The sequence below is a fragment of the Streptococcus sp. 2021WUSS126 genome (genome assembly GCF_044427255.1).
GTDB classification, from domain to species: domain Bacteria; phylum Bacillota; class Bacilli; order Lactobacillales; family Streptococcaceae; genus Streptococcus; species Streptococcus hashimotonensis.
On the sequence record NZ_JAOTGI010000001.1, the window covers coordinates 199,720 to 217,718 of the forward strand.

Below are 17,999 nucleotides of genomic sequence, written 5' to 3' on the forward strand. Positions count from 1 at the left end.
TTCCTATAGCTCCAAATAAATAGTGCTAGAGGAAGGAAGCATTAGCGTTATAAAAAAACACGGAGGATATATGAAAAATATTCATAAATTTAGTCTACTCTTTGTGTTCATTTTGTTTTGTTCTGTATTTGGTTGGAAACAAAATAAGGTGATAGCAGAAGAAGTAGGAACTCAGGTTATTATCCGAAAGTATGCGGAAGGCGACTACTCTAAACTGTTAGAGGGGGCAACTTTAAAATTAACTCAAACAGCAGGCGGTGGCTTCGAAGAAAGAACCTTTGTAAGTAATGCCACAGGAGAGCAAGTAAAGTTACCGGACGGTACTTATGTACTGACTGAAGTGAGTCCGCCTCAAGGTTATGGAATAGCAGAACCTATAACTTTTAAAGTACAGAACGGCAAGGTTCAAGTTCAGAAAAATGGTCAATTTGTTGATAACCCTTATAAAGAGAATGGGACTCCTTTTTCGGCTATTGCGTACAATGACTATTATTTTGAAGAAAATTTAGATACAAAAAATTATGCAAAATTTTATTATGCCAAAAACGCGGATGGAACTCCTCAGGTTGTTTACTGTTTTAATGCAGATTTGCATTCACCTCCGGATTCTTATGATAATGGGGATACTATCGAACCTGATGTAGCAACACTTAGTGAAGTTAAGTTCACGCATATTAAAGGGAATGATTTATTAAAATATGCAGTTTCTCCACGAACTACTGATCCTAATGTATTTTTGACATGGATAAAAAAAGTTATTCACAAAGGCTACAAAGGGACAAACGATAATCTTCCTCAAGACCTGACAGCAACACAATTCCGTGCAGCAACACAGTTAGCAATCTACCATTTTACAGACAGTGCAGATGTAGATAAATGGAAGAGCGAAGATACTCATGGATTTGGTGATATGAATGATGCAACTCTAAAAGTAACAAAAGCGTTGATTGAGTATGCTAAAAATAATGAGAGTGCAGATGGGTTGCCGGATTTAGATTTTTTTGTTCCAAGTAATAACGGCTATCAGTCACTCATCGGTACGCAGTATCATCCAGATGCATTGGTTGATGTGATTCGAATGGAAGACAAAAAAGGAGTTGTTGTACCTACGACGCACAAGTTGCAAATTTCTAAAAAGGTTACAGGGACAGCTTCGGATAAGTCAAAAGACTTCTATTTTGAAGTAGAGCTGAAAGATGCAGCCGGTCAACCATTAGCAGGAGAATATAAAGTCAAAATTACAGGAAGTGAAGAAAATGCTGAACTAACATTGAAAAATGGTAGAATCTCCTTCCCGTTGAGAGATAATGAGACTGCTGAAATTTTAAATATTCCAACAAATTACACATATACTATAAGAGAACTTGTATCTGATGATTATAAAACAACGATTAGTGTTGATTCAGAGTCAGAACAACTTGTTGGAACAAAAGAGATTACAAGGAGCGCTGTTTCCACAGATGTTGCTGTGGTGTTTGAAAATAATAAAGAAATTGTTGTACCGACAGGAATTTCTGATAATACCAATATATATCAAATGATGTTTGGTCTGGCTATGGTAGCTATTGTATCGACCATATTTGTCAGCTTTAAAAGAAAATAAAAACGTATGGGTAAAAGAAGGAATAATCCTATTCAAAAAGATGATAAAAATCAGTCGCGAGAAGGTAGACAAGGATTGAAAAAATTTATTACTAAGTGTGCTGTAATAGCAGGGATAGGATACATTTTTCTAAACTTTGTCGTAGGAGTGATTTTTGTAAAAAATATTCACATGTTTCCAAATTTAAAAGTTGGTGATCTGGCGATATATTCAAGAATTTATGACAATATAAAAATTAATGATGTTGTTGTTTATCAAGAAGAAGATTACGAACGTGTAGGACGTGTAGTTGCGCAGTCAGGTGATATTGTTGATATTACAGATAAGGGAGAATTGATGGTGAATGGTCATGTTCGCGAAGAAGAGCTTCCCTATCAAACTTCAGCCCATTCAAGTGGTGTTAGCTATCCCTATGAAATTCCTGCGGGAAGCTACTTTGTTCTGTATGATTTTAGAAAAGAACAAACGGATAGTCGATTTATTGGAGCAATTCCTATAAATAAAATAAAAGGAGTTGTGACTACACTCATCAGAGTGAGAGATATTTAAAAATAGAAGGAGAATATAAAATGAAGAAGTATAGTTTTTTAGTATCAGGTTTGGCATTGATGATGCTTGCTACAGGAACAGTTAAGGCGGAGGAGACTCCAGTAGTGAATGGTTCGTCATTACAGGTAACTAAGTCATTTGGTTTGACAGAGGGTGTTTTGTCACCAGCTACAGATTTTACTTTTTCTATCACTCCACAGAATGTAGCTGATTCAACTGAAACAAAAGATGGCTTAACGGTGTATTCAGGTATTGTAAATGATATGGTAACTCAGAAAACTATTTCATACTCTAATACTGATACTATGGAAACTAAAGATAAAACTACAGATTTTGATTTTTCTGGCGTGAATTATCCAAAACCAGGGGTGTATCGTTATTTAGTGACAGAAACTTCTGGAAATACTCCAGGTGTAACTTATTCTAACAAGAAATATGTAGTTGATGTTTATGTATTGAGTGAAGGCGATACAATTAAACCTAAGTATATTATTTCACGTCAAGAAGGCAGTGAAGCTAAGGAACCAATTAAGTTTGATAACGCCTTGAAAACAACAGCGTTAACTGTGACAAAAAAAGTGACTGGTAATGCTGGTGATAAGAATAAGGAATTTGAATTTAAACTTACTTTAACAGCTAACGAACTTTATAAATCAGGATCAATTGAAGCTAAAATCAACAAGAAAGGCGACCTTGTTGATAGTAAGCAGTTCTCAATTGGGGAAAACACCTTTAAACTAAAAGACGGTGAAAGACTAGATATTGCTAAGTTACCAATTGGAGTTACCTACAAAGTAGAAGAAATTGGCTCAGAAGATTATCAGAAGACAGCGACAATTGATAAAGATACGAACGATGGTGTTGACAAACAGGAAGCATATGCATTTGCTGAACAAACTTCAGATGCTACCTCAGATGCAATCGTTGTAACAAATAATAAAAACATTAATACGCCGACAGGTGTTGCGATGGCAATTGCTCCATATGCTGTTATGACACTAGTTGGTATCGGTGGAGTTCTATACTTTGTTAAAAATAAAAAAGCTTAATCAATGCTAATGTTATATGTATGCCTTAATTAAGTGGTTAAACTGGATAATTGATAGATGTTTGTTACTGTTCTGTTTTCTAATTTTGGGACTCGCTTTGTTAGGTTTGTATAGTAATTATTTTCTATATCATAATGCAAGCGCAGCTAATTACCAAAGTTATAAAGAGAATGAAATTGATTTTGAAAAGCTTCTACACTTAAATTCTGAAGTAATAGGATGGTTAGAAGTAAAGGGAACAAATATTGATTATCCTCTTGTTCAAGGAAAAACAAACTTAGACTATATTAATAAGTCAGTAGAGGGAGAATATTCCCTCTCTGGCAGTGTTTTCCTTGATCATCGTAATCAATCTAGCTTTAATGATGTTTATTCCATTATCTATGCCCACCATATGGCAGGAGATGTCATGTTTGGGGAATTGCCAAAGTTTTGTAACGCAGATTATTTTAAAGATCATAAAACTGCGACACTTTTTCTCCCAGATGGTTCTTCTAAAACAATATCATTTTTTGCATGTGTGAAGACAGATGCTTTTGATGAAATGATGTTTAATCCGACTGGAATTGATGAACAGAGGTTTGAGAATTTACTAGCTCATATAAAAACGAAATCAGTTCAATATCGAGATTTAAAGATGACGAAACAAAATAGATTAGTTGCGTTGTCGACTTGTGAAGATACAGAAACAGATGGTAGAATATTGGTTTTAGGGATAATTTAAAGCATTTGATATTAGTATAGAATAATGGAGCTATATATGAAGAAAATATTCACTCTGTTACTTGTTTTTTTAGGGGTGGTTTTAGGAACAAATCATGTGGTCAATGCAGTTTCTGCTGAACAATCCGTTGTTACTGAAATTGTTTTCAAAAACCAGTTAGTGACTCAGAATGGAAAACCCCTCCCTAATGGAAAGTTTACTTTTATTTTGACTCCAGAAGATCCTAGCTTTCCCCTACCTAAAGAAGGGACAAAAGTAACAGTTGACGGAGAAGAAGAGGGACGTTTTTCAAATTTAACCTATACAACACCTGGTAAGTACACATATATACTTTCTCAGGAAGATAATGGTTTAGAAGGTTATATTTTTGACCAGACAAAATATCGAGTTACTGTTCTTGTTTCAGTGGATGAAGTGACAGCTCAATTACGTACATCAATAGTTGCTTCAGAAATGAATCAAGATAAGAAAACTGAACTTCTCTTTAAAACTATTTATACCTCTGAAGAAAATAAAGTTGCTGACAACAAAAAAGTTGCTAACAACACAAAAGTTCTGCCTCAAACAGGAGAAAAAACTACTAAAGAGATTTTCTTATTGGGTGTAATGCTTATTGCTTTATCTATTGGTTTAATAGTATATAAGAGAGCATTTTAAGTTATATTGTGATGTAATCAAGTTGTAATAAAGATGGTAAAAGTTTTGGCTTTTTGGCCAATGCTTCAAACCAAAATAAAGTCGTTAGAATTGTACTTCTAATGGCTTTTTCTTTTTTGTAAAATCGGTCTTAGGGCGGATGTCGGATATATTTGGTTAGGTTATACTAGTATCAATCCTAAATATTTTTCATAATCTCCTTAAAAAGCACCTGTCTTGTGGTCGGTGCTTTTTTGTCTGTTATGTATTAGTCCTCAATAAAAGCCACAATTTCTTCTTCCGTCATGCTGGAGTCGCAGCGGACTTGGATGCCAGTAGGTTTAGCGACCAAAAGACCTGGAACAGTTGGGACTTGGTAGTGGTCGCGAAGGGCCTGGAGTTCTGGACTGATTTGGCTAGAGTCGAGGAAGTGGACGGTCACTTGCTTGTCTTGGGCGACCTTATGGAGTTTTGGCGCAAAGCGGTTGCAGTAAGGACAGGTTGCTCGTCCGATGAAGAGAACAGCCCCCTCTTTTGCAGCTAGAAGGTTCTGTGCCTGCTCCACAGTCACACTTGTAAAGTCTTGAATGTAATCTTGAAAGTTCATGGTATAAGATATAAAGGGCCTTAAGCGGATACAGACAAAATAGGAAACAGAACGATGACTAGTTCTCGTTTATCTTTTTGGCCTCGTCCGTAGCCCGTATTCAGTTCAACCAAATACGGAGACCCTAGTCCTTTCTATTTTTCTTTTATTATAGGATAAAGCAGAGCAGATTTCAAAATTCTGCTACGCTAGTTGCTAGGCTTTTGCTTTCAAAATTCGTCATTTTAAGGTATAATGGTCAAAGATAGTCAAAGAAAGAGGCGATACTATGGCGATGAAGAATACATCGGATTATATAGAAGAGCATATCAAAGCCATCTTGGACCAAGTCAGTGTAGCTGAGTTGCGTCGAAGTGAATTGGCCAGTCGGTTTGAAGTGGTGCCAAGTCAGATTAACTACGTCATTAAAACCCGTTTTACAGCCAGCCGTGGCTATATTGTGGAAAGCAAGCGTGGTGGTGGTGGTTATATCCGAATTGGGCGGATTACCTTTTCGGATAAGCACGAACTGGTCCATGATTTGTTAAACAATATGGGTGAGCAGTTGTCTGCGACGGTTTATGCGGATATTTTACAGCTCCTTTTTGATGAAGGATTGATGACAGAACGAGAAGGCAATCTCTTTTTGTCCACAGGATCTGATGAAATATTAGGAAAAGATGCAAGTACTATTCGAGCACGCATGATGCGTCAAATACTACGACGTTTAGATAGGAAAGAGGAATAATTCATGAAAATTTCAACTGGTTTACAACGGGTTTTTGAAGATGCCCAGTTAGTGGCCCAACGTTATGCCTGTGATTACTTGGAAACCTGGCATGTGCTCTTGTCTTTCGTTATCAACCATGATACAGTCGCCGGCGCTGTTTTGGCAGAATATCCTATTTCAATTTCTGACTATGAACATGCAACTTTTGTTGTGACCGACAAGGTCTATCGTGAAGAGTTGGATAGTTTTCGTATTTTACCATCTTCTAAACGTTTGGATGAAACGGCTAGTTTTGCCAAGAAAATTGCAGAAGTCGTCAAGGCTAAGGAGCTGGGAACAGAGCATTTGTTTATGGCTATGTTGTTGGACAAGCGGTCAACGGCTAGTCAGATTTTGGACAAGGTAGGTTTTTATTTTGAAGACTCAGATGATAAGTTTCGTTTTTTGGACTTGCGTAAAAACTTGGAGGCACGTGCGGGATTTACCAAAGAGGACCTTAAAGCTATCCGCAGTGTGATGAAGGGTGGTAAAGCCAAACCTACTAATATGGGACAGATGATGGGAATGCCCCCAGCACCTCAAAGTGGTGGATTAGAAGACTACACTCGTGATTTGACAGCTTTGGCGCGTGAAGGGAAGATTGAACCTGTCATCGGTCGAGACGCTGAGATTGCACGGATGATCCAAATTCTATCACGTAAAACCAAGAACAACCCAGTTCTAGTTGGTGATGCTGGTGTCGGAAAAACTGCACTTGCTTTGGGTCTTGCTCAACGTGTTGCTGCAGGTGATGTCCCTGTCAGCTTGGCTAAGATGCGGGTTTTGGAACTTGACTTAATGAACGTTATCGCTGGAACTCGTTTCCGTGGTGATTTCGAAGAGCGGATGAATAATATCATCAACGACATCGAGGAAGATGGTCAGGTCATCCTCTTCATCGATGAGTTGCATACCATTATGGGTTCAGGGTCAGGGATTGATTCGACCTTGGATGCAGCCAATATCCTCAAACCAGCTCTTGCTCGTGGCACCCTCCGTACGGTCGGAGCGACAACTCAGACAGAGTATCAAAAGCATATTGAGAAAGACGCAGCCCTGGTTCGTCGTTTTGCCAAAGTGACCATTGAAGAGCCGACAGTGGAAGATAGCATTGCCATTTTGACTGGTTTAAAAGGTACTTTTGAGAAATACCACAGGGTCCGTATTGGAGATACTGCTGTTGAAACTGCTGTGACCTACGCTAAGCGGTATTTGACCAGTAAAAACCTGCCAGATTCTGCCATTGATCTGCTGGATGAAGCCAGTGCAACGGTACAAAATCGAGTGAAAGGGCAGGTTGAGGAAACAGGACTGACGAGTATTGACAAGGCCTTGATGGATAAAAAATATAAGACTGTCAGCAAGCTTTTGATTAAAACGAAAGAAGATGCCGAGGCTAGTCAAAACTATGACCTTGAAGTAACAGAAGAAGATGTTTTAGAAACACTTAGCCGCTTGTCAGGTATTCCTGTAGCCAAGCTCAGTCAGTCAGATACCAAGAAATATCTGAATTTGGAAGCAGAACTGCATAAACGTGTCATCGGTCAAGAAGAAGCTATTTCTGCAGTTAGCAGAGCTATTCGCCGTAATCAGTCAGGGATTCGTACAGGTCGCAGACCGATTGGTTCCTTTATGTTCTTGGGGCCAACTGGTGTCGGTAAGACTGAGCTTGCTAAAGCCTTGGCAGAGGTTCTCTTTGATGACGAATCTGCTCTTATCCGTTTTGATATGTCTGAATACATGGAGAAATTCGCAGCCAGTCGTCTCAATGGAGCGCCTCCGGGCTACGTGGGCTATGAGGAAGGTGGCGAATTGACAGAAAAAGTTCGTAACAAACCTTATTCTGTTCTTCTTTTTGATGAGGTTGAAAAGGCTCATCCAGATATTTTCAATGTTCTTTTGCAGGTCTTGGATGATGGTGTTCTGACAGACAGTAAGGGACGTAGGGTTGATTTCTCAAATACCATTATTATCATGACGTCAAACCTTGGAGCAACAGCCCTTCGTGATGATAAGACAGTTGGTTTTGGTGCCCTTGATTTATCTAAGGACCACAAGGAAGTGGAGAAACGCATTTTTGAGGAATTGAAAAAAGCCTATCGTCCAGAATTTATCAACCGTATTGACGAGAAAGTTGTCTTCCATAGCCTAACGGAAACTCATATGCAGGATGTTGTCAAGGTCATGATTAAACCTTTGTTGGCTGTAACAGCTGAGAAAGGAATTAACCTTAAACTGCAACCGTCAGCCCTCAAGTTATTGGCTAAACAAGGTTATGACCCAGAAATGGGAGCTCGTCCTCTTCGTAGACTCTTACAAACCAAATTGGAAGATCCGTTGGCAGAAATGTTACTCCGTGGTGACTTGGCTACTGGTTCGACCTTGAAGGTTGGGGTCAAGGGCGAAGAACTCAAGTTTGGTGTGGTAAAGGGATAAGGAGTGCTTGTTGTTGCTATCCTTTCCAGATGCAGAATTGTTCTTCCGTTTTGAAAAAAGGATAAAATAGGGAGTGAGAAAGAACTCGACTAGTCTAAAAAAGAGTTCCCCTCACCTCCAAACAGTAGGTTCGGGCTAAAATAGTCCACTGGACTAATTTACTCCCACCCCCGCACAGCTCACAAGGTTCAGTGAACCTTGTGAGGTTGGAAATGAAGCGAACTCTGTTCGCATCAGTCGTAGTGGTCAGATTTGGAGTGTAAAACACGAATTGATGAGATTTGCTTTGCAAATCTTATCTCCAACCTTTAACAGTCCACTGGACTGTTAAACCCAATCAACCACTGCGCTAAGATGTTGACACGAACTCTGAGAAGAGGTGCTGGGCTTCTTGCTCGCCTCTTTAGCAAGTAGAAAGGAAATCTATGAATCAAACCATAGCTGTTGTTTTCGGAACCTTTGCTCCCATGCACAAGGGACATTTGGATTTGATCGAGCGAGCAAAGTTGGCCTGTGGTCAGGTTTGTATTGTGGTGTCAGGATATGACAAGGACCGTGGGGATTTGATTGGTTTAGATTTGACCAAACGATTTCAATTTGCTCAAGGGCAGTTTGAGGGTGATGATTTGGTCAGAGTTTGTGCCTTGGATGAAACGGACTTGCCTCCCTATCCAGATGGTTGGGACCTTTGGTTAGAACGCTTGCTTGGTTTATTGGATTTGTCTGAACATCAAGTACCAGTCTTCTATGTGTCTGAGGAAGAATACGCTCAGGAACTGCAAAGTCGAGGCTATCAAGCTCATTATAGTCCTAGAAAATTTGGCATTTCAGCGACCCTCATTCGTGAACATCCAGAGAAGTATCGAGACTATATTACCCCTGCCTTTGTTGACTTTTTTGCTGAGCAGGAATAATGTAATCATACAGAAAAAACGCATAAAATCAGGTTATAACCCTGGATTTATGCGTTTTTTTATCGGTTTAATGTTAGTGAATGCCACTCTATTCAGATTTTCTTATACTCAATGAAAATCAAAATTAGGCTTGCTCCAAAGGTTCGGGGAACCTTTGGAGGTTGGAAATAGGCGAACGAAGTTCGTTTCACTCTGACGCAGATAGAACCCTGTTACTATTTTATTTCAAGGTAACAGGCTGAAAGGCTCCACTGGAGCCTTTTACTCATCAAAATCAAGTCAACAACGGCTGAGTTTGATTTTCGAAGAGTATTACTTAGTAATCCGTTCTTGATAGGCCTCTCTAGCTTGGTCAAAGAGTTCTTGGACCTGCTCGATAGTCTCTGCTCGGGCAACGGCACCACGGATTTTGGCAGCACCTGCTGAACCACGGAGGTAGTGAGGGGCAAGACCACGGAATTCACGTACGGCAATGGATTCGCCTTTGAGATTGGTCAATCGGGTCAGGTGGTCGAAGGCGACATTGAGTTTGTCATCGAAGGAGAGGTCGGGCAGGACTTCTCCTGTTTCAAGATAGTGGTTGATTTGGTTGAAGATGTATGGATTTCCCATAGCAGTCCGTCCGACCATGACGGCATCAGCTCCGACTTCCTCAATTCGCTGGCGGGCATCTTGGACAGTGCGGATGTCGCCGTTTGCGATGAAAGGAATCTTGGTCAGGCTGCTGGCTACCTTGGTGAGGGTTTCCAGGTCAACGGTTCCTGTGTACATCTGCTCGCGGGTCCGTCCGTGCATGGCTAGGGCAGACACACCGGCACTTTCTGCGGCCAGGGCATTTTCGACCGCTAGGTCGGTATTGTTCCAACCCGTCCGCATTTTAACAGTCAAGGGAATATCGAGGACTGAGGTCACTTCCTTGATGATGTGGTAAATCTTGTCGGGGTCCTTGAGCCACTTGGCACCAGCTTCGTTTTTAACGACCTTGTTGACAGGGCAGCCCATGTTAATATCTACGATATTAGCCTTGGTGTTGGTTTGGATAAAGTCGGCAGCCCGTTTTAGTCCTTCGGCATCGCCGCCGAAAAGCTGGATAGACATAGGGTATTCGTTGTCGTCGATATGGAGCATATGGAGGGTCTTCTCGTTGTTGTAGAGAAGGCCTTTTTCAGAAATCATTTCCATAACGACCAGGCCTGCGCCCATTTCCTTGGCAATGGTGCGGAAGGCCGAGTTGGTCACGCCAGCCATTGGGGCCAGCACGCAGCGATTGGGGATTTCCACATCACCAATCATGAAAGGGGTATTGAGATTAGCCATTGATGAGTTCCTCCAAATCGTTTTCGTCAAAGTGGTAATGGGTCTGGCAGAATTGACAGGTGATGTCCACGCCCTTGTCCTCGTCTTTCATCTCTTGCAGATCCGTTTTTGGCAGGCTGGCTAGAGCATCGAGGAAGCGGTCTTTAGAGCAGTCGCAGACAAAGCCGATTTCTTCTTCGGAGAGGCGTTTGAAGTCGTCGTCGCCATAAATGGCGGATAGCAGAGCTTCTATATGGTTTTCAGAAGCCAGCAAGCTTGAAATGGCAGGCATTTCTTGGATACGTTTCTCGAAACGGGCAATTTCAGCCTCGGTTGCACCTGGTAAAACTTGCAACAAGAATCCGCCAGCTACCTTGACCTTGTCTTCTTCGTCTAATAACACGTTCAATCCCACTGCTGAAGGTGTCTGCTGGCTGTCTGTCAGGAAGTAGGCAAAATCTTCACCGATCTCACCAGAAATCAAGGGTGTCATGGAATTGTAGGGGTGACCTGTTCCGTAGTCTGTGATAACCAGGAATTGACCATTGCCCACAAGAGGCCCAACGATGACTTCGCCAGTCGCTGTCCGTTTGTAGTCCAAGTCTGGATTTTGAATGTAGCCCTTGACCTGACCTTTGGTATTGGCAACGGAGATGATAGCCCCAACAGCACCGCTAGCCAAGATTTTCAGGGTAATTTTTGTATCGCCTTTTTCATTGGCAGCCAAGATCTGATTGGCAATGAGAGTGCGGCCCAGAGCAACGGTGGATGACGCCATAGTATCGTGTTTTTCTTGGGCTGTTTTTACGGTTTCTGTGCTATCTAGCACAAAGGCACGGAAATGCCCGCTTTTTGATAGTGTTTTAATAATTTTATCCATAACTTTAATTATAGCACAAGTGGAGGTGGAGCAGTAGAAAAATGAGCCTGAAAGTCATGCTTTCAAGCTCGAAAAATGATTAGGATTCTTTTTGTTTTTTGACAAGGCAGGCACTCAAGATTACGAGACCGATTGTGATAAGTACAAAGCTTGTTTCTCCTCCTGTCTTTGGAAGGATTTTCTTTTGACTGTTTTTGGCAGTAGGGGTCACGGTTGTTTGTCCCTTGTCTGTAGCGCCAGAACGGTCATCAGCGTTTACAGTTGTTTGAACAGAGGTTGAAGGATTTGTTGGCTTGTTATTGTTGGGCGTACCATTGTCATCACTATTGTTGACTGTTCCTGAGTCATCTGTCTGCTTGTCGCTTGGTTCTGGTTGAGTTGGTTCTTGCGCCTTTGTCACATCCAGTTGTACCAATAGCGGATCGTGGTCAGAAGCTCTGCCATGTTCTTCCATAAAGGCTGAATTGACATGGACCATATCAAAGGCATAGCGCTCCAATAAGTTAGTTGATACTAGCATATTGTCAAGAGACTGATTGTTTCCGTTATAGAAGTAAGAGAAGCGATCGGATGCATCGTGACGACTAACGAGGTTAGCCATTCCTCCTGTTTCTAAAATTTCGATGGTTTTAGTAAATTCGTAGTCATTGAAGTCGCCTAGCATAACGATATTAGCATTTGGATTTTGAGTTAAACCTGCTTTTGTAAAGTCAGCGATAATTTGTGCTAGTATGTGGCGTTTTTCTTCGGACTTGAAGCTGACAGGTTGGATTTTTCCGTAGAGACCATTGTCACCGCGTTTTGAGTTGAGATGGTTGGCAAGGACAACGACTTTCTCGCCTTTGAAGACGAATTCAGCTGCAAGTGTTTTGCGGACAGCAGCCCAAGCAGGGTTGATTGGGTCGATTCGGCCCAAGCTGAGATTGAGTTCGCCGTTTTCCCATGCAACTGCCTGTGTTGCGGTACCGATTGGTTTGTCAGATAGGCTGACACGTTTTGAGTTGTAGAGGAAGCCGACGCGAATATTGCCTCCCTCTTGTCCGCCGTCTTTGTTGTTTTCGGGAGCAATATCCACATAGGTATAGGTTGGTCCGCCGGCTGCTTGAATGGCTGCAATCAGGCGCTCAGCGCTCTTACTAGCATCAGTTGTGCCGTCGTTTGTAGCACCGTTGTTGTCCTGCACTTCAATCAATCCGATAATGTCTGGAGAATGTAGGTCTGAAACAAAGGATTTGGCAATGCGTTGGACTTTAGCATCTGATGTTGACTTACTGTCAGCAGAGAAGTTTTCAATGTTATAAGAAGCGATAGTCAGCTTGTCATCATTTGGGATAATAGTTGTTGTTTCTGGTTTTGTAGTTCCTTCGTGCAAGGTTGGAAGGGTGCTATCATCCACATAGACCTTATAATTGGTGTAAGAGTAGGTAACTGGTCCAGCAATACGACCGGTGAAATAGTCTCCTGATTTGACGATCTGTTTTCCATTTTTCAAAAGTAGGGGAATGATATTGGTATTATTCCCTTCAGGGCGAAGGTTGACGCCTCCAACATTGTTTAAAGGAAGTTGACTAGTGGCAGGAGTGACATAGATTTCCTTGTTTTTTAGTGGGCCGAGGATTTTTGCATCATCAACGGCAACCACCATGCCTTCAACGGATTCCCAGAAATCGAGCGCATCTTGTTCTGGATCAAATTGAGCCAAACCGTCGTTGTCGATAATATCTGCTGGGATGGTCCGGTCAAGACCAAGGACTATAGGAGATGGTACAGGTGCAGTCCCATCCACAGTTACTTCAGTAGCTCGAATTTGTGTGATGGTTAAGTCTGTTTTGTCACGTTCAGCATACCCTCTGCCCTGGTATTCTTCTACTCGTCCTGCGATAGTGACAAGATCTCCTACTTTGACATTTGTTTTTAATTTGTCAGTAAAGATGTTAATACCGTCAGATGTTTTGACGTCTCCATCTGGGGTGACATCTTGCACGTAGAAGTTATTGGCAGAGGTAACGTAGGTTACTACGACATTTTTAAGCATAACAGATTGATTCACCAGAGGTGACTGGTGACTTGCACCTTGAATGCGACCGACTGTTACAGCTTCGGTCTTTCCTGGTCCTGCTTCCGTCGTTGCCTTTTCAATGACTTCAAAATGAGAGAGGTCAAATGGTTTTAATTGTATTTTTCCGTTATAGGTGGATAAAATAGCGGTTAGATTAATCTTATCTCCCTTGTTGATACGGTTCAAAAGATCCGCCGTTTTGATGCCTGTTCGACTGTCTAAACGTACATCCACAGTTTGTCCTTCAGAGTCAGTTACGGTAAAGGTAGAATTTTGATAGCTATCACTTTGAATATCTCCGACAGTCAAGTTTTTTAGAGAAACTAGTGTTGCCTGTGCTTGCGTCGTCAACTGAGCAATGTTTGTTTCTGTAATAGGAGTGTTGAAATTCTCAGATATAGCCTTGTGGTTGCTAACTGTGGTTAGTTGGAGTTCGCCTTTATACTCACCCAATGTTCCTGTTAATTGAATGGTATCACCAGGCTGATAGCCCAAGGCAGCCCCAGGGTAGATATAGATACCCGCACCGTCAGAGCCTTGGAGGTAAAAACCATTTCCTCCCCAACCGTTTACTAGGCTAATAATTTTACCAGAGACTGTGTACTCTGTTCCTTGTGCACCAGAACGAACAGTAGCAATCGGTGTAGAAACAAGGTCACTTGGTTTGGTAGCTGTATTTTCACTTGTTGGTGGCTGAACATTAGTAGAAGATGAATCTACGATTTCAATCGCTGTAGCTGGTTTGATCCCAGCTCGCTTCATGTATGTATCGCTAGTTCCTGTGATGCGAACCAATTTTCCGACTAGTTCGGGATGATCAACGAGGTTGAATTGGCTGCGAAGTGGTTCCTTTAGTTGAATAGGGATAGTGTCGGCAGCCGCAGTATCCATGCTTGCACCAAGGGCTAGATTTGTTTTGTTAGTAGCGTCAAAAGCAGTTCCGCTACTATTAAGTGGTGCAATAAGATAGCCTTGTATCGTGACTTCCGACTTAGTTATTGCAAGTGACGGATAATTCTCTATCGCCACTTCAGTAGCGTGCACAGATGGTATGGGCGACGTAGCAAGACTAAACAAGAGTCCGGCTGTTACCGCTACAGAACCTACGGTATAGAAGAGAGAACGGTTTCTAATCTTCATATAAAACTCCTTTTTGTTATATATGGACGTCATAAAAACGTCTGCAGTTGTTATATACATATAGTTTAACAGAAAATGAGTCGTTTGGAATACTTTTTTTAGATATAATACGGATATTTTTAAAAATTCAAATGAAATAGTAAAAATAAATTGGAAAACGAAACAAAAGACGAACAAAATGATTAAGTGATGGGAATTGGTTCACAAAAAAGCACCGAGATATAAATGATTATCTCGGTGTCTTATTCGTTTTGTTTAACATTAGTTGGGAGTTTTTGTGAAGGAACAAAGGGGCAAAGCAGATATATAGTCCTTTAGTTGACTTTTTTTACTTCGACGCAAGAGGAACTCCGTTTCTGGATTTCCCGCTTCAAACAATCCACTGGTTTGTTTGAACTCGCTTTGCCGTACTTTATAGAGAGGCAAGTCTTATTTCCAACTGAGGCTGGGCAAAAAGCCCAGGACCACTACTCAGAGTTCGTGTCAACATCTCAGCGCAGTGGTTGATTGACAGATTTGTTCGTGTTTTGCACTCCAAATCTGGCCATTACGACTGTTGCGAACAAAGTTCGCTTCATCTCCAACCTCCAAAGGTTCCCCGAACCTTTGGAGCTATGCGGGGGTGGGAGTGAAACAGTCTGGGGATAGACTGTTTCAGCTCAACAACTTAAAACGAAAAATTGTTGACGAACTCTTTTTATCTTGGTCGAGTTCTTTCCCACTCCCAGCAACCTGCCGCTATTGAGGCGAACGTGCTTTGCCCTATCTCCAGCCTTCAAAAGTTCCACGAATCTTTGAAGTAAGTACTAACAAAGTAAGGAAAATGGAAAACTATAGCTCTGGAAACAATTTTTTTAAAATCTTCGGTGTGATGCTCTGCCCAGGTCCTGCGTAGGTGTAGGTGTGCAGGTACATGGCAGGGTTGAAGTTGAGCTCGATACAGGTGCAGTTGGGCTCGTCCTTACTGGCTGGCTTGGTGCGGTCGGGGATAATCAAGTCCACACCACAGGCCCAAGCTCCCATAGCAGTCGCCATATCGGCAGCCAGTTGCTTGTAGGACTCGTCCATCTGGTCGGTCATATCGATGGAGTCGCCACCCGTTGAGATATTGGAATTGCCACGCAGAAAGGCTTGAACGCCCTCTGGCAAAACTGTATCGGGCGTGTAGCCTTGTTGCTCCAACATAAGCAGTTCGATGTCGCCCAAGTTAATGATTTCCAGCGGTGAACGGTGGTCACGCCCACGCAGTGGATCTTGGTTTTTTTGGTCCACCAATTCACGGATAGTTGAGCTACCGTCCCCCACGACATTGGCTGCGACGCGGAGCAGGACAGCCTCGCACTTGCCGTCCAAGATGAAGAAACGGTACTCGGTCCCCGCCACGAATTCCTCTACTAGTACATGGCTATCTTCTGAAAAGGCGATGTCCAGGGCTTTTTCATAGTCCGCAAGGCTGGCTGGCTCCTGGAAGATAGAGATGCCTAGGCCGAAGTTGGTGGATTTTGGTTTGACAACAATAGCAGAGCTGGCTACCTGTCCGTAATACCGCAGGGCGTCTGTCTTGTTTGCAAATTCAGCTCCCGCAGGTACTGGAAAACCAGCCTGGTCCAAGATTTTCTTAGTCACGACCTTGTTGGCCATGGCGAGAGGAATAACGTAGTTGTCCTTGGAGGTCATGTTACCATTTTTGATGTACTCGACATGGTCGCCATGCCAGAGTTTGAGAAACTGGTCTTCTTCATCCAAAATCTCCACGTTCAAGCCCAGTTGAATGGCGTCGAAGAGAATCATCTGGGTGGAGAGTTCCATGTTTTCATAGCCCTTGAGGGCGTAAGGGGCTGTCCAAGCATAATCATGGAATACTTGTCCTTGCTGCTGACCAAACTTTTCTAGAGACCCATCTTCAACCTGCTCTGCTATTTTTCCGGAAAGGGTCAGATGTGGGTCTTGAAGAGCGGCTTCCACATGTGCAATGAGCTGGCCATAGTAGTCATCCAGTCCAAAGTGGGCAACTATGGCTTTCATGGCCGTCAAGATTGGCGTGGCATCGGCATCGCTAGGTAGAGGTGTGTGTGGGTGGCTAAGGGCGATGAGGTTGTTAAGTTTATCTGCTTTTGCTAGGGTGTTATCAACATCTGTCAGTTGGTCTAGCCAAAGAAGAGATAAGATAAAGAGGTGGACTGTATCAAGGGTTTCCTGACTAATAGCAAGCGGGTCATAGGGGTTAAGGTCGAAGGAACGGAATTCTAAATAAGAAATCCCCTTGCTGAGGTAGTCACGGCTAGTCTTGGCACCACGGAGGCGGACAGCTGAGTAAAATTCCTTCTCAGCGGATAGTTGACCAGACTGGACAGCTTGTTCGATGTCATCCACGTACTGTTCGAGAGAAGAAAAGGAAATATGAACATCATCGGAGTTGACATAGCCGTACTTGGAATTACGAATGGAACGGACGCAACCGACTTCCGTAGTTAGGAATCCTTTTTCGGCTAGGCTACTTGCCCCATATAGGTAGGTTAAGAGCCAACGATAGTTGAGGAAGTTTTGTGCTAATTTGAGGTAGAGGGTATTTTTGAATGCGATAAAGTCTGTTTCCTCGCTTAATTCAAAAAGTTGTTGGGTTAGGTCTTTTCCTAATTCAAAATTATAATGGATGCCGGACATAGACTGGACGAGCTTGCCATAGCGTTCCCCCAAACCGACACGATATTGGTACTCATAGTCGCTCTCCAGTTGGGCAATTTGGATTTCCTCTTCTGAAATCATAGGTGGCATGGATAGGGGCCAGAGGTATTCTTGCTTATCCATAGAACGTGCGGCAGCATCTGTAATGGCTCCCAGTAGGCGACGAGCTTCCTTAGTCGACTGAGCGATTGGTGTAATCAACTCTAACTGTGGCTCGCTGTAGTCTGTCTGGATATAGGGGTGGAAGCTACGAGAACCCAGTTTATGAGGATGGGGAGTTTGTGCAACTCTGTGGTTTGAATTGATGCGAAGTGATTCGCGCTCAATTCCAAAAGTAGCCTGAAGAATGGGGCTGTTTGGTAATAATTTTTGTAACATACTAAGTCCTTTATATTTCTGTCAAAGTCTTATTCCAATTTTATCTAGATTGGAGGGCAAATACAAATTTCTGCTACGTTTTTCGTGAAAAATGTACTGAAAATCACGGAAAGCAAACAAAGACTTCGGATTTCTCTGTTAAAAGCATATTTACACATGTCTATCTCGTGTGTTTAATCGGATTTTTTTGAAATATGCTTTTTAAAAAATAAAAACATTCGCTATATATGAAATTATTGGAATTTCTTGAAAAAATGTTCGTTTTTTGATAGAATAGTGTGTAAAACGAAACTTG

At 42.1% G+C, this 17,999-nt stretch carries 13 protein-coding genes; 8 read left to right on the top strand and 5 right to left on the bottom strand.

The features are described from left to right. Positions 1-70: 70 nt before the first annotated feature. The 5 genes from ODU39_RS00950 to ODU39_RS00970 are packed head-to-tail and all read left to right on the top strand — an operon-like array spanning position 71 to position 4,582. Positions 71-1,603 (top strand): Cys-Gln thioester bond-forming surface protein, encoded by a 1,533-nt coding sequence (locus tag ODU39_RS00950; protein ID WP_398579653.1) that lies wholly within the window; start codon positions 71-73, stop codon positions 1,601-1,603. A 6-nt stretch (positions 1,604-1,609) separates the two neighbouring features. Next, positions 1,610-2,152 carry a signal peptidase I gene (lepB, locus tag ODU39_RS00955; protein WP_079268952.1) on the top strand — a complete coding sequence of 181 codons (543 nt, stop codon included), beginning with the start codon at positions 1,610-1,612 and terminating at the stop codon, positions 2,150-2,152. Positions 2,153-2,172: 20 nt separating this feature from the next. Then, positions 2,173-3,201, top strand: coding sequence for a QVPTGV class sortase B protein-sorting domain-containing protein (locus ODU39_RS00960; RefSeq protein WP_398579654.1), 1,029 nt, complete (start codon positions 2,173-2,175; stop codon positions 3,199-3,201). Positions 3,202-3,217: 16 nt separating this feature from the next. Then, complete coding sequence (gene srtB / locus ODU39_RS00965; protein ID WP_029752678.1) at positions 3,218-3,925, top strand: class B sortase; 708 nt, start codon at positions 3,218-3,220, stop codon at positions 3,923-3,925. Positions 3,926-3,961: 36 nt separating this feature from the next. Continuing rightward, a complete protein-coding gene (locus tag ODU39_RS00970; RefSeq protein ID WP_398579655.1) occupies positions 3,962-4,582 on the top strand; it encodes a Spy0128 family protein in 621 nt (206 codons plus the stop codon). Positions 4,583-4,829: 247 nt separating this feature from the next. Here the strand turns inward: ODU39_RS00970 and ODU39_RS00975 are convergent, their stop codons facing one another. Continuing rightward, the gene (locus ODU39_RS00975; RefSeq protein WP_398579656.1) at positions 4,830-5,168 is read right to left on the bottom strand and encodes a thioredoxin domain-containing protein; all 339 of its coding nucleotides are present in this window, start codon (positions 5,166-5,168) and stop codon (positions 4,830-4,832) included. A 268-nt stretch (positions 5,169-5,436) separates the two neighbouring features. Between ODU39_RS00975 and ODU39_RS00980 the strand changes: the two genes are divergently transcribed. The 3 genes from ODU39_RS00980 to ODU39_RS00990 all read left to right on the top strand — a co-directional run bounded on the left by ODU39_RS00980 (position 5,437) and on the right by ODU39_RS00990 (position 9,266). Beyond that, positions 5,437-5,895 (top strand): CtsR family transcriptional regulator, encoded by a 459-nt coding sequence (locus ODU39_RS00980; protein WP_002937810.1) that lies wholly within the window; start codon positions 5,437-5,439, stop codon positions 5,893-5,895. 3 nt (positions 5,896-5,898) lie between these two features. Then, entirely contained in the window at positions 5,899-8,352 is a 2,454-nt protein-coding gene (locus tag ODU39_RS00985; RefSeq protein ID WP_398579657.1) for an ATP-dependent Clp protease ATP-binding subunit, read from the top strand. A 425-nt stretch (positions 8,353-8,777) separates the two neighbouring features. Continuing rightward, a complete protein-coding gene (locus tag ODU39_RS00990; RefSeq protein ID WP_398579658.1) occupies positions 8,778-9,266 on the top strand; it encodes an adenylyltransferase/cytidyltransferase family protein in 489 nt (162 codons plus the stop codon). 312 nt (positions 9,267-9,578) lie between these two features. Here ODU39_RS00990 and dusB read toward each other — a convergent pair whose 3' ends face one another. The 4 genes from dusB to gshAB all read right to left on the bottom strand — a co-directional run bounded on the left by dusB (position 9,579) and on the right by gshAB (position 17,704). Further along, entirely contained in the window at positions 9,579-10,583 is a 1,005-nt protein-coding gene (gene dusB, locus ODU39_RS00995; RefSeq protein WP_172048447.1) for a tRNA dihydrouridine synthase DusB, read from the bottom strand. Continuing rightward, the gene (hslO, locus tag ODU39_RS01000; protein WP_024397774.1) at positions 10,576-11,442 is read right to left on the bottom strand and encodes an Hsp33 family molecular chaperone HslO; all 867 of its coding nucleotides are present in this window, start codon (positions 11,440-11,442) and stop codon (positions 10,576-10,578) included. The genes dusB and hslO overlap by 8 nt, the downstream gene beginning before the upstream one ends. Before the next feature lie 79 nt (positions 11,443-11,521). Beyond that, positions 11,522-14,641 (bottom strand): DUF6359 domain-containing protein, encoded by a 3,120-nt coding sequence (locus ODU39_RS01005; RefSeq protein WP_398579659.1) that lies wholly within the window; start codon positions 14,639-14,641, stop codon positions 11,522-11,524. 831 nt (positions 14,642-15,472) lie between these two features. Further along, a complete protein-coding gene (gene gshAB / locus ODU39_RS01010; protein ID WP_398579660.1) occupies positions 15,473-17,704 on the bottom strand; it encodes a bifunctional glutamate--cysteine ligase GshA/glutathione synthetase GshB in 2,232 nt (743 codons plus the stop codon). Between the last annotated feature and the right edge of the window lie 295 nt (positions 17,705-17,999).

Excerpts from the sequence above, each read along its gene's own strand:
- ODU39_RS00950 (WP_398579653.1), top strand. The coding sequence starts at position 71 with ATGAAAAATATTCATAAATTTAGTCTACTCTTTGTGTTCATTTTGTTT.
- lepB (WP_079268952.1), top strand. The coding sequence starts at position 1,610 with ATGGGTAAAAGAAGGAATAATCCTATTCAAAAAGATGATAAAAATCAG.
- ODU39_RS00960 (WP_398579654.1), top strand. The coding sequence starts at position 2,173 with ATGAAGAAGTATAGTTTTTTAGTATCAGGTTTGGCATTGATGATGCTT.
- srtB (WP_029752678.1), top strand. The coding sequence starts at position 3,218 with ATGTATGCCTTAATTAAGTGGTTAAACTGGATAATTGATAGATGTTTG.
- ODU39_RS00970 (WP_398579655.1), top strand. The coding sequence starts at position 3,962 with ATGAAGAAAATATTCACTCTGTTACTTGTTTTTTTAGGGGTGGTTTTA.
- ODU39_RS00975 (WP_398579656.1), bottom strand. The coding sequence starts at position 5,168 with ATGAACTTTCAAGATTACATTCAAGACTTTACAAGTGTGACTGTGGAG.
- ODU39_RS00980 (WP_002937810.1), top strand. The coding sequence starts at position 5,437 with ATGGCGATGAAGAATACATCGGATTATATAGAAGAGCATATCAAAGCC.
- ODU39_RS00985 (WP_398579657.1), top strand. The coding sequence starts at position 5,899 with ATGAAAATTTCAACTGGTTTACAACGGGTTTTTGAAGATGCCCAGTTA.
- ODU39_RS00990 (WP_398579658.1), top strand. The coding sequence starts at position 8,778 with ATGAATCAAACCATAGCTGTTGTTTTCGGAACCTTTGCTCCCATGCAC.
- dusB (WP_172048447.1), bottom strand. The coding sequence starts at position 10,583 with ATGGCTAATCTCAATACCCCTTTCATGATTGGTGATGTGGAAATCCCC.
- hslO (WP_024397774.1), bottom strand. The coding sequence starts at position 11,442 with ATGGATAAAATTATTAAAACACTATCAAAAAGCGGGCATTTCCGTGCC.
- ODU39_RS01005 (WP_398579659.1), bottom strand. The coding sequence starts at position 14,641 with ATGAAGATTAGAAACCGTTCTCTCTTCTATACCGTAGGTTCTGTAGCG.
- gshAB (WP_398579660.1), bottom strand. The coding sequence starts at position 17,704 with ATGTTACAAAAATTATTACCAAACAGCCCCATTCTTCAGGCTACTTTT.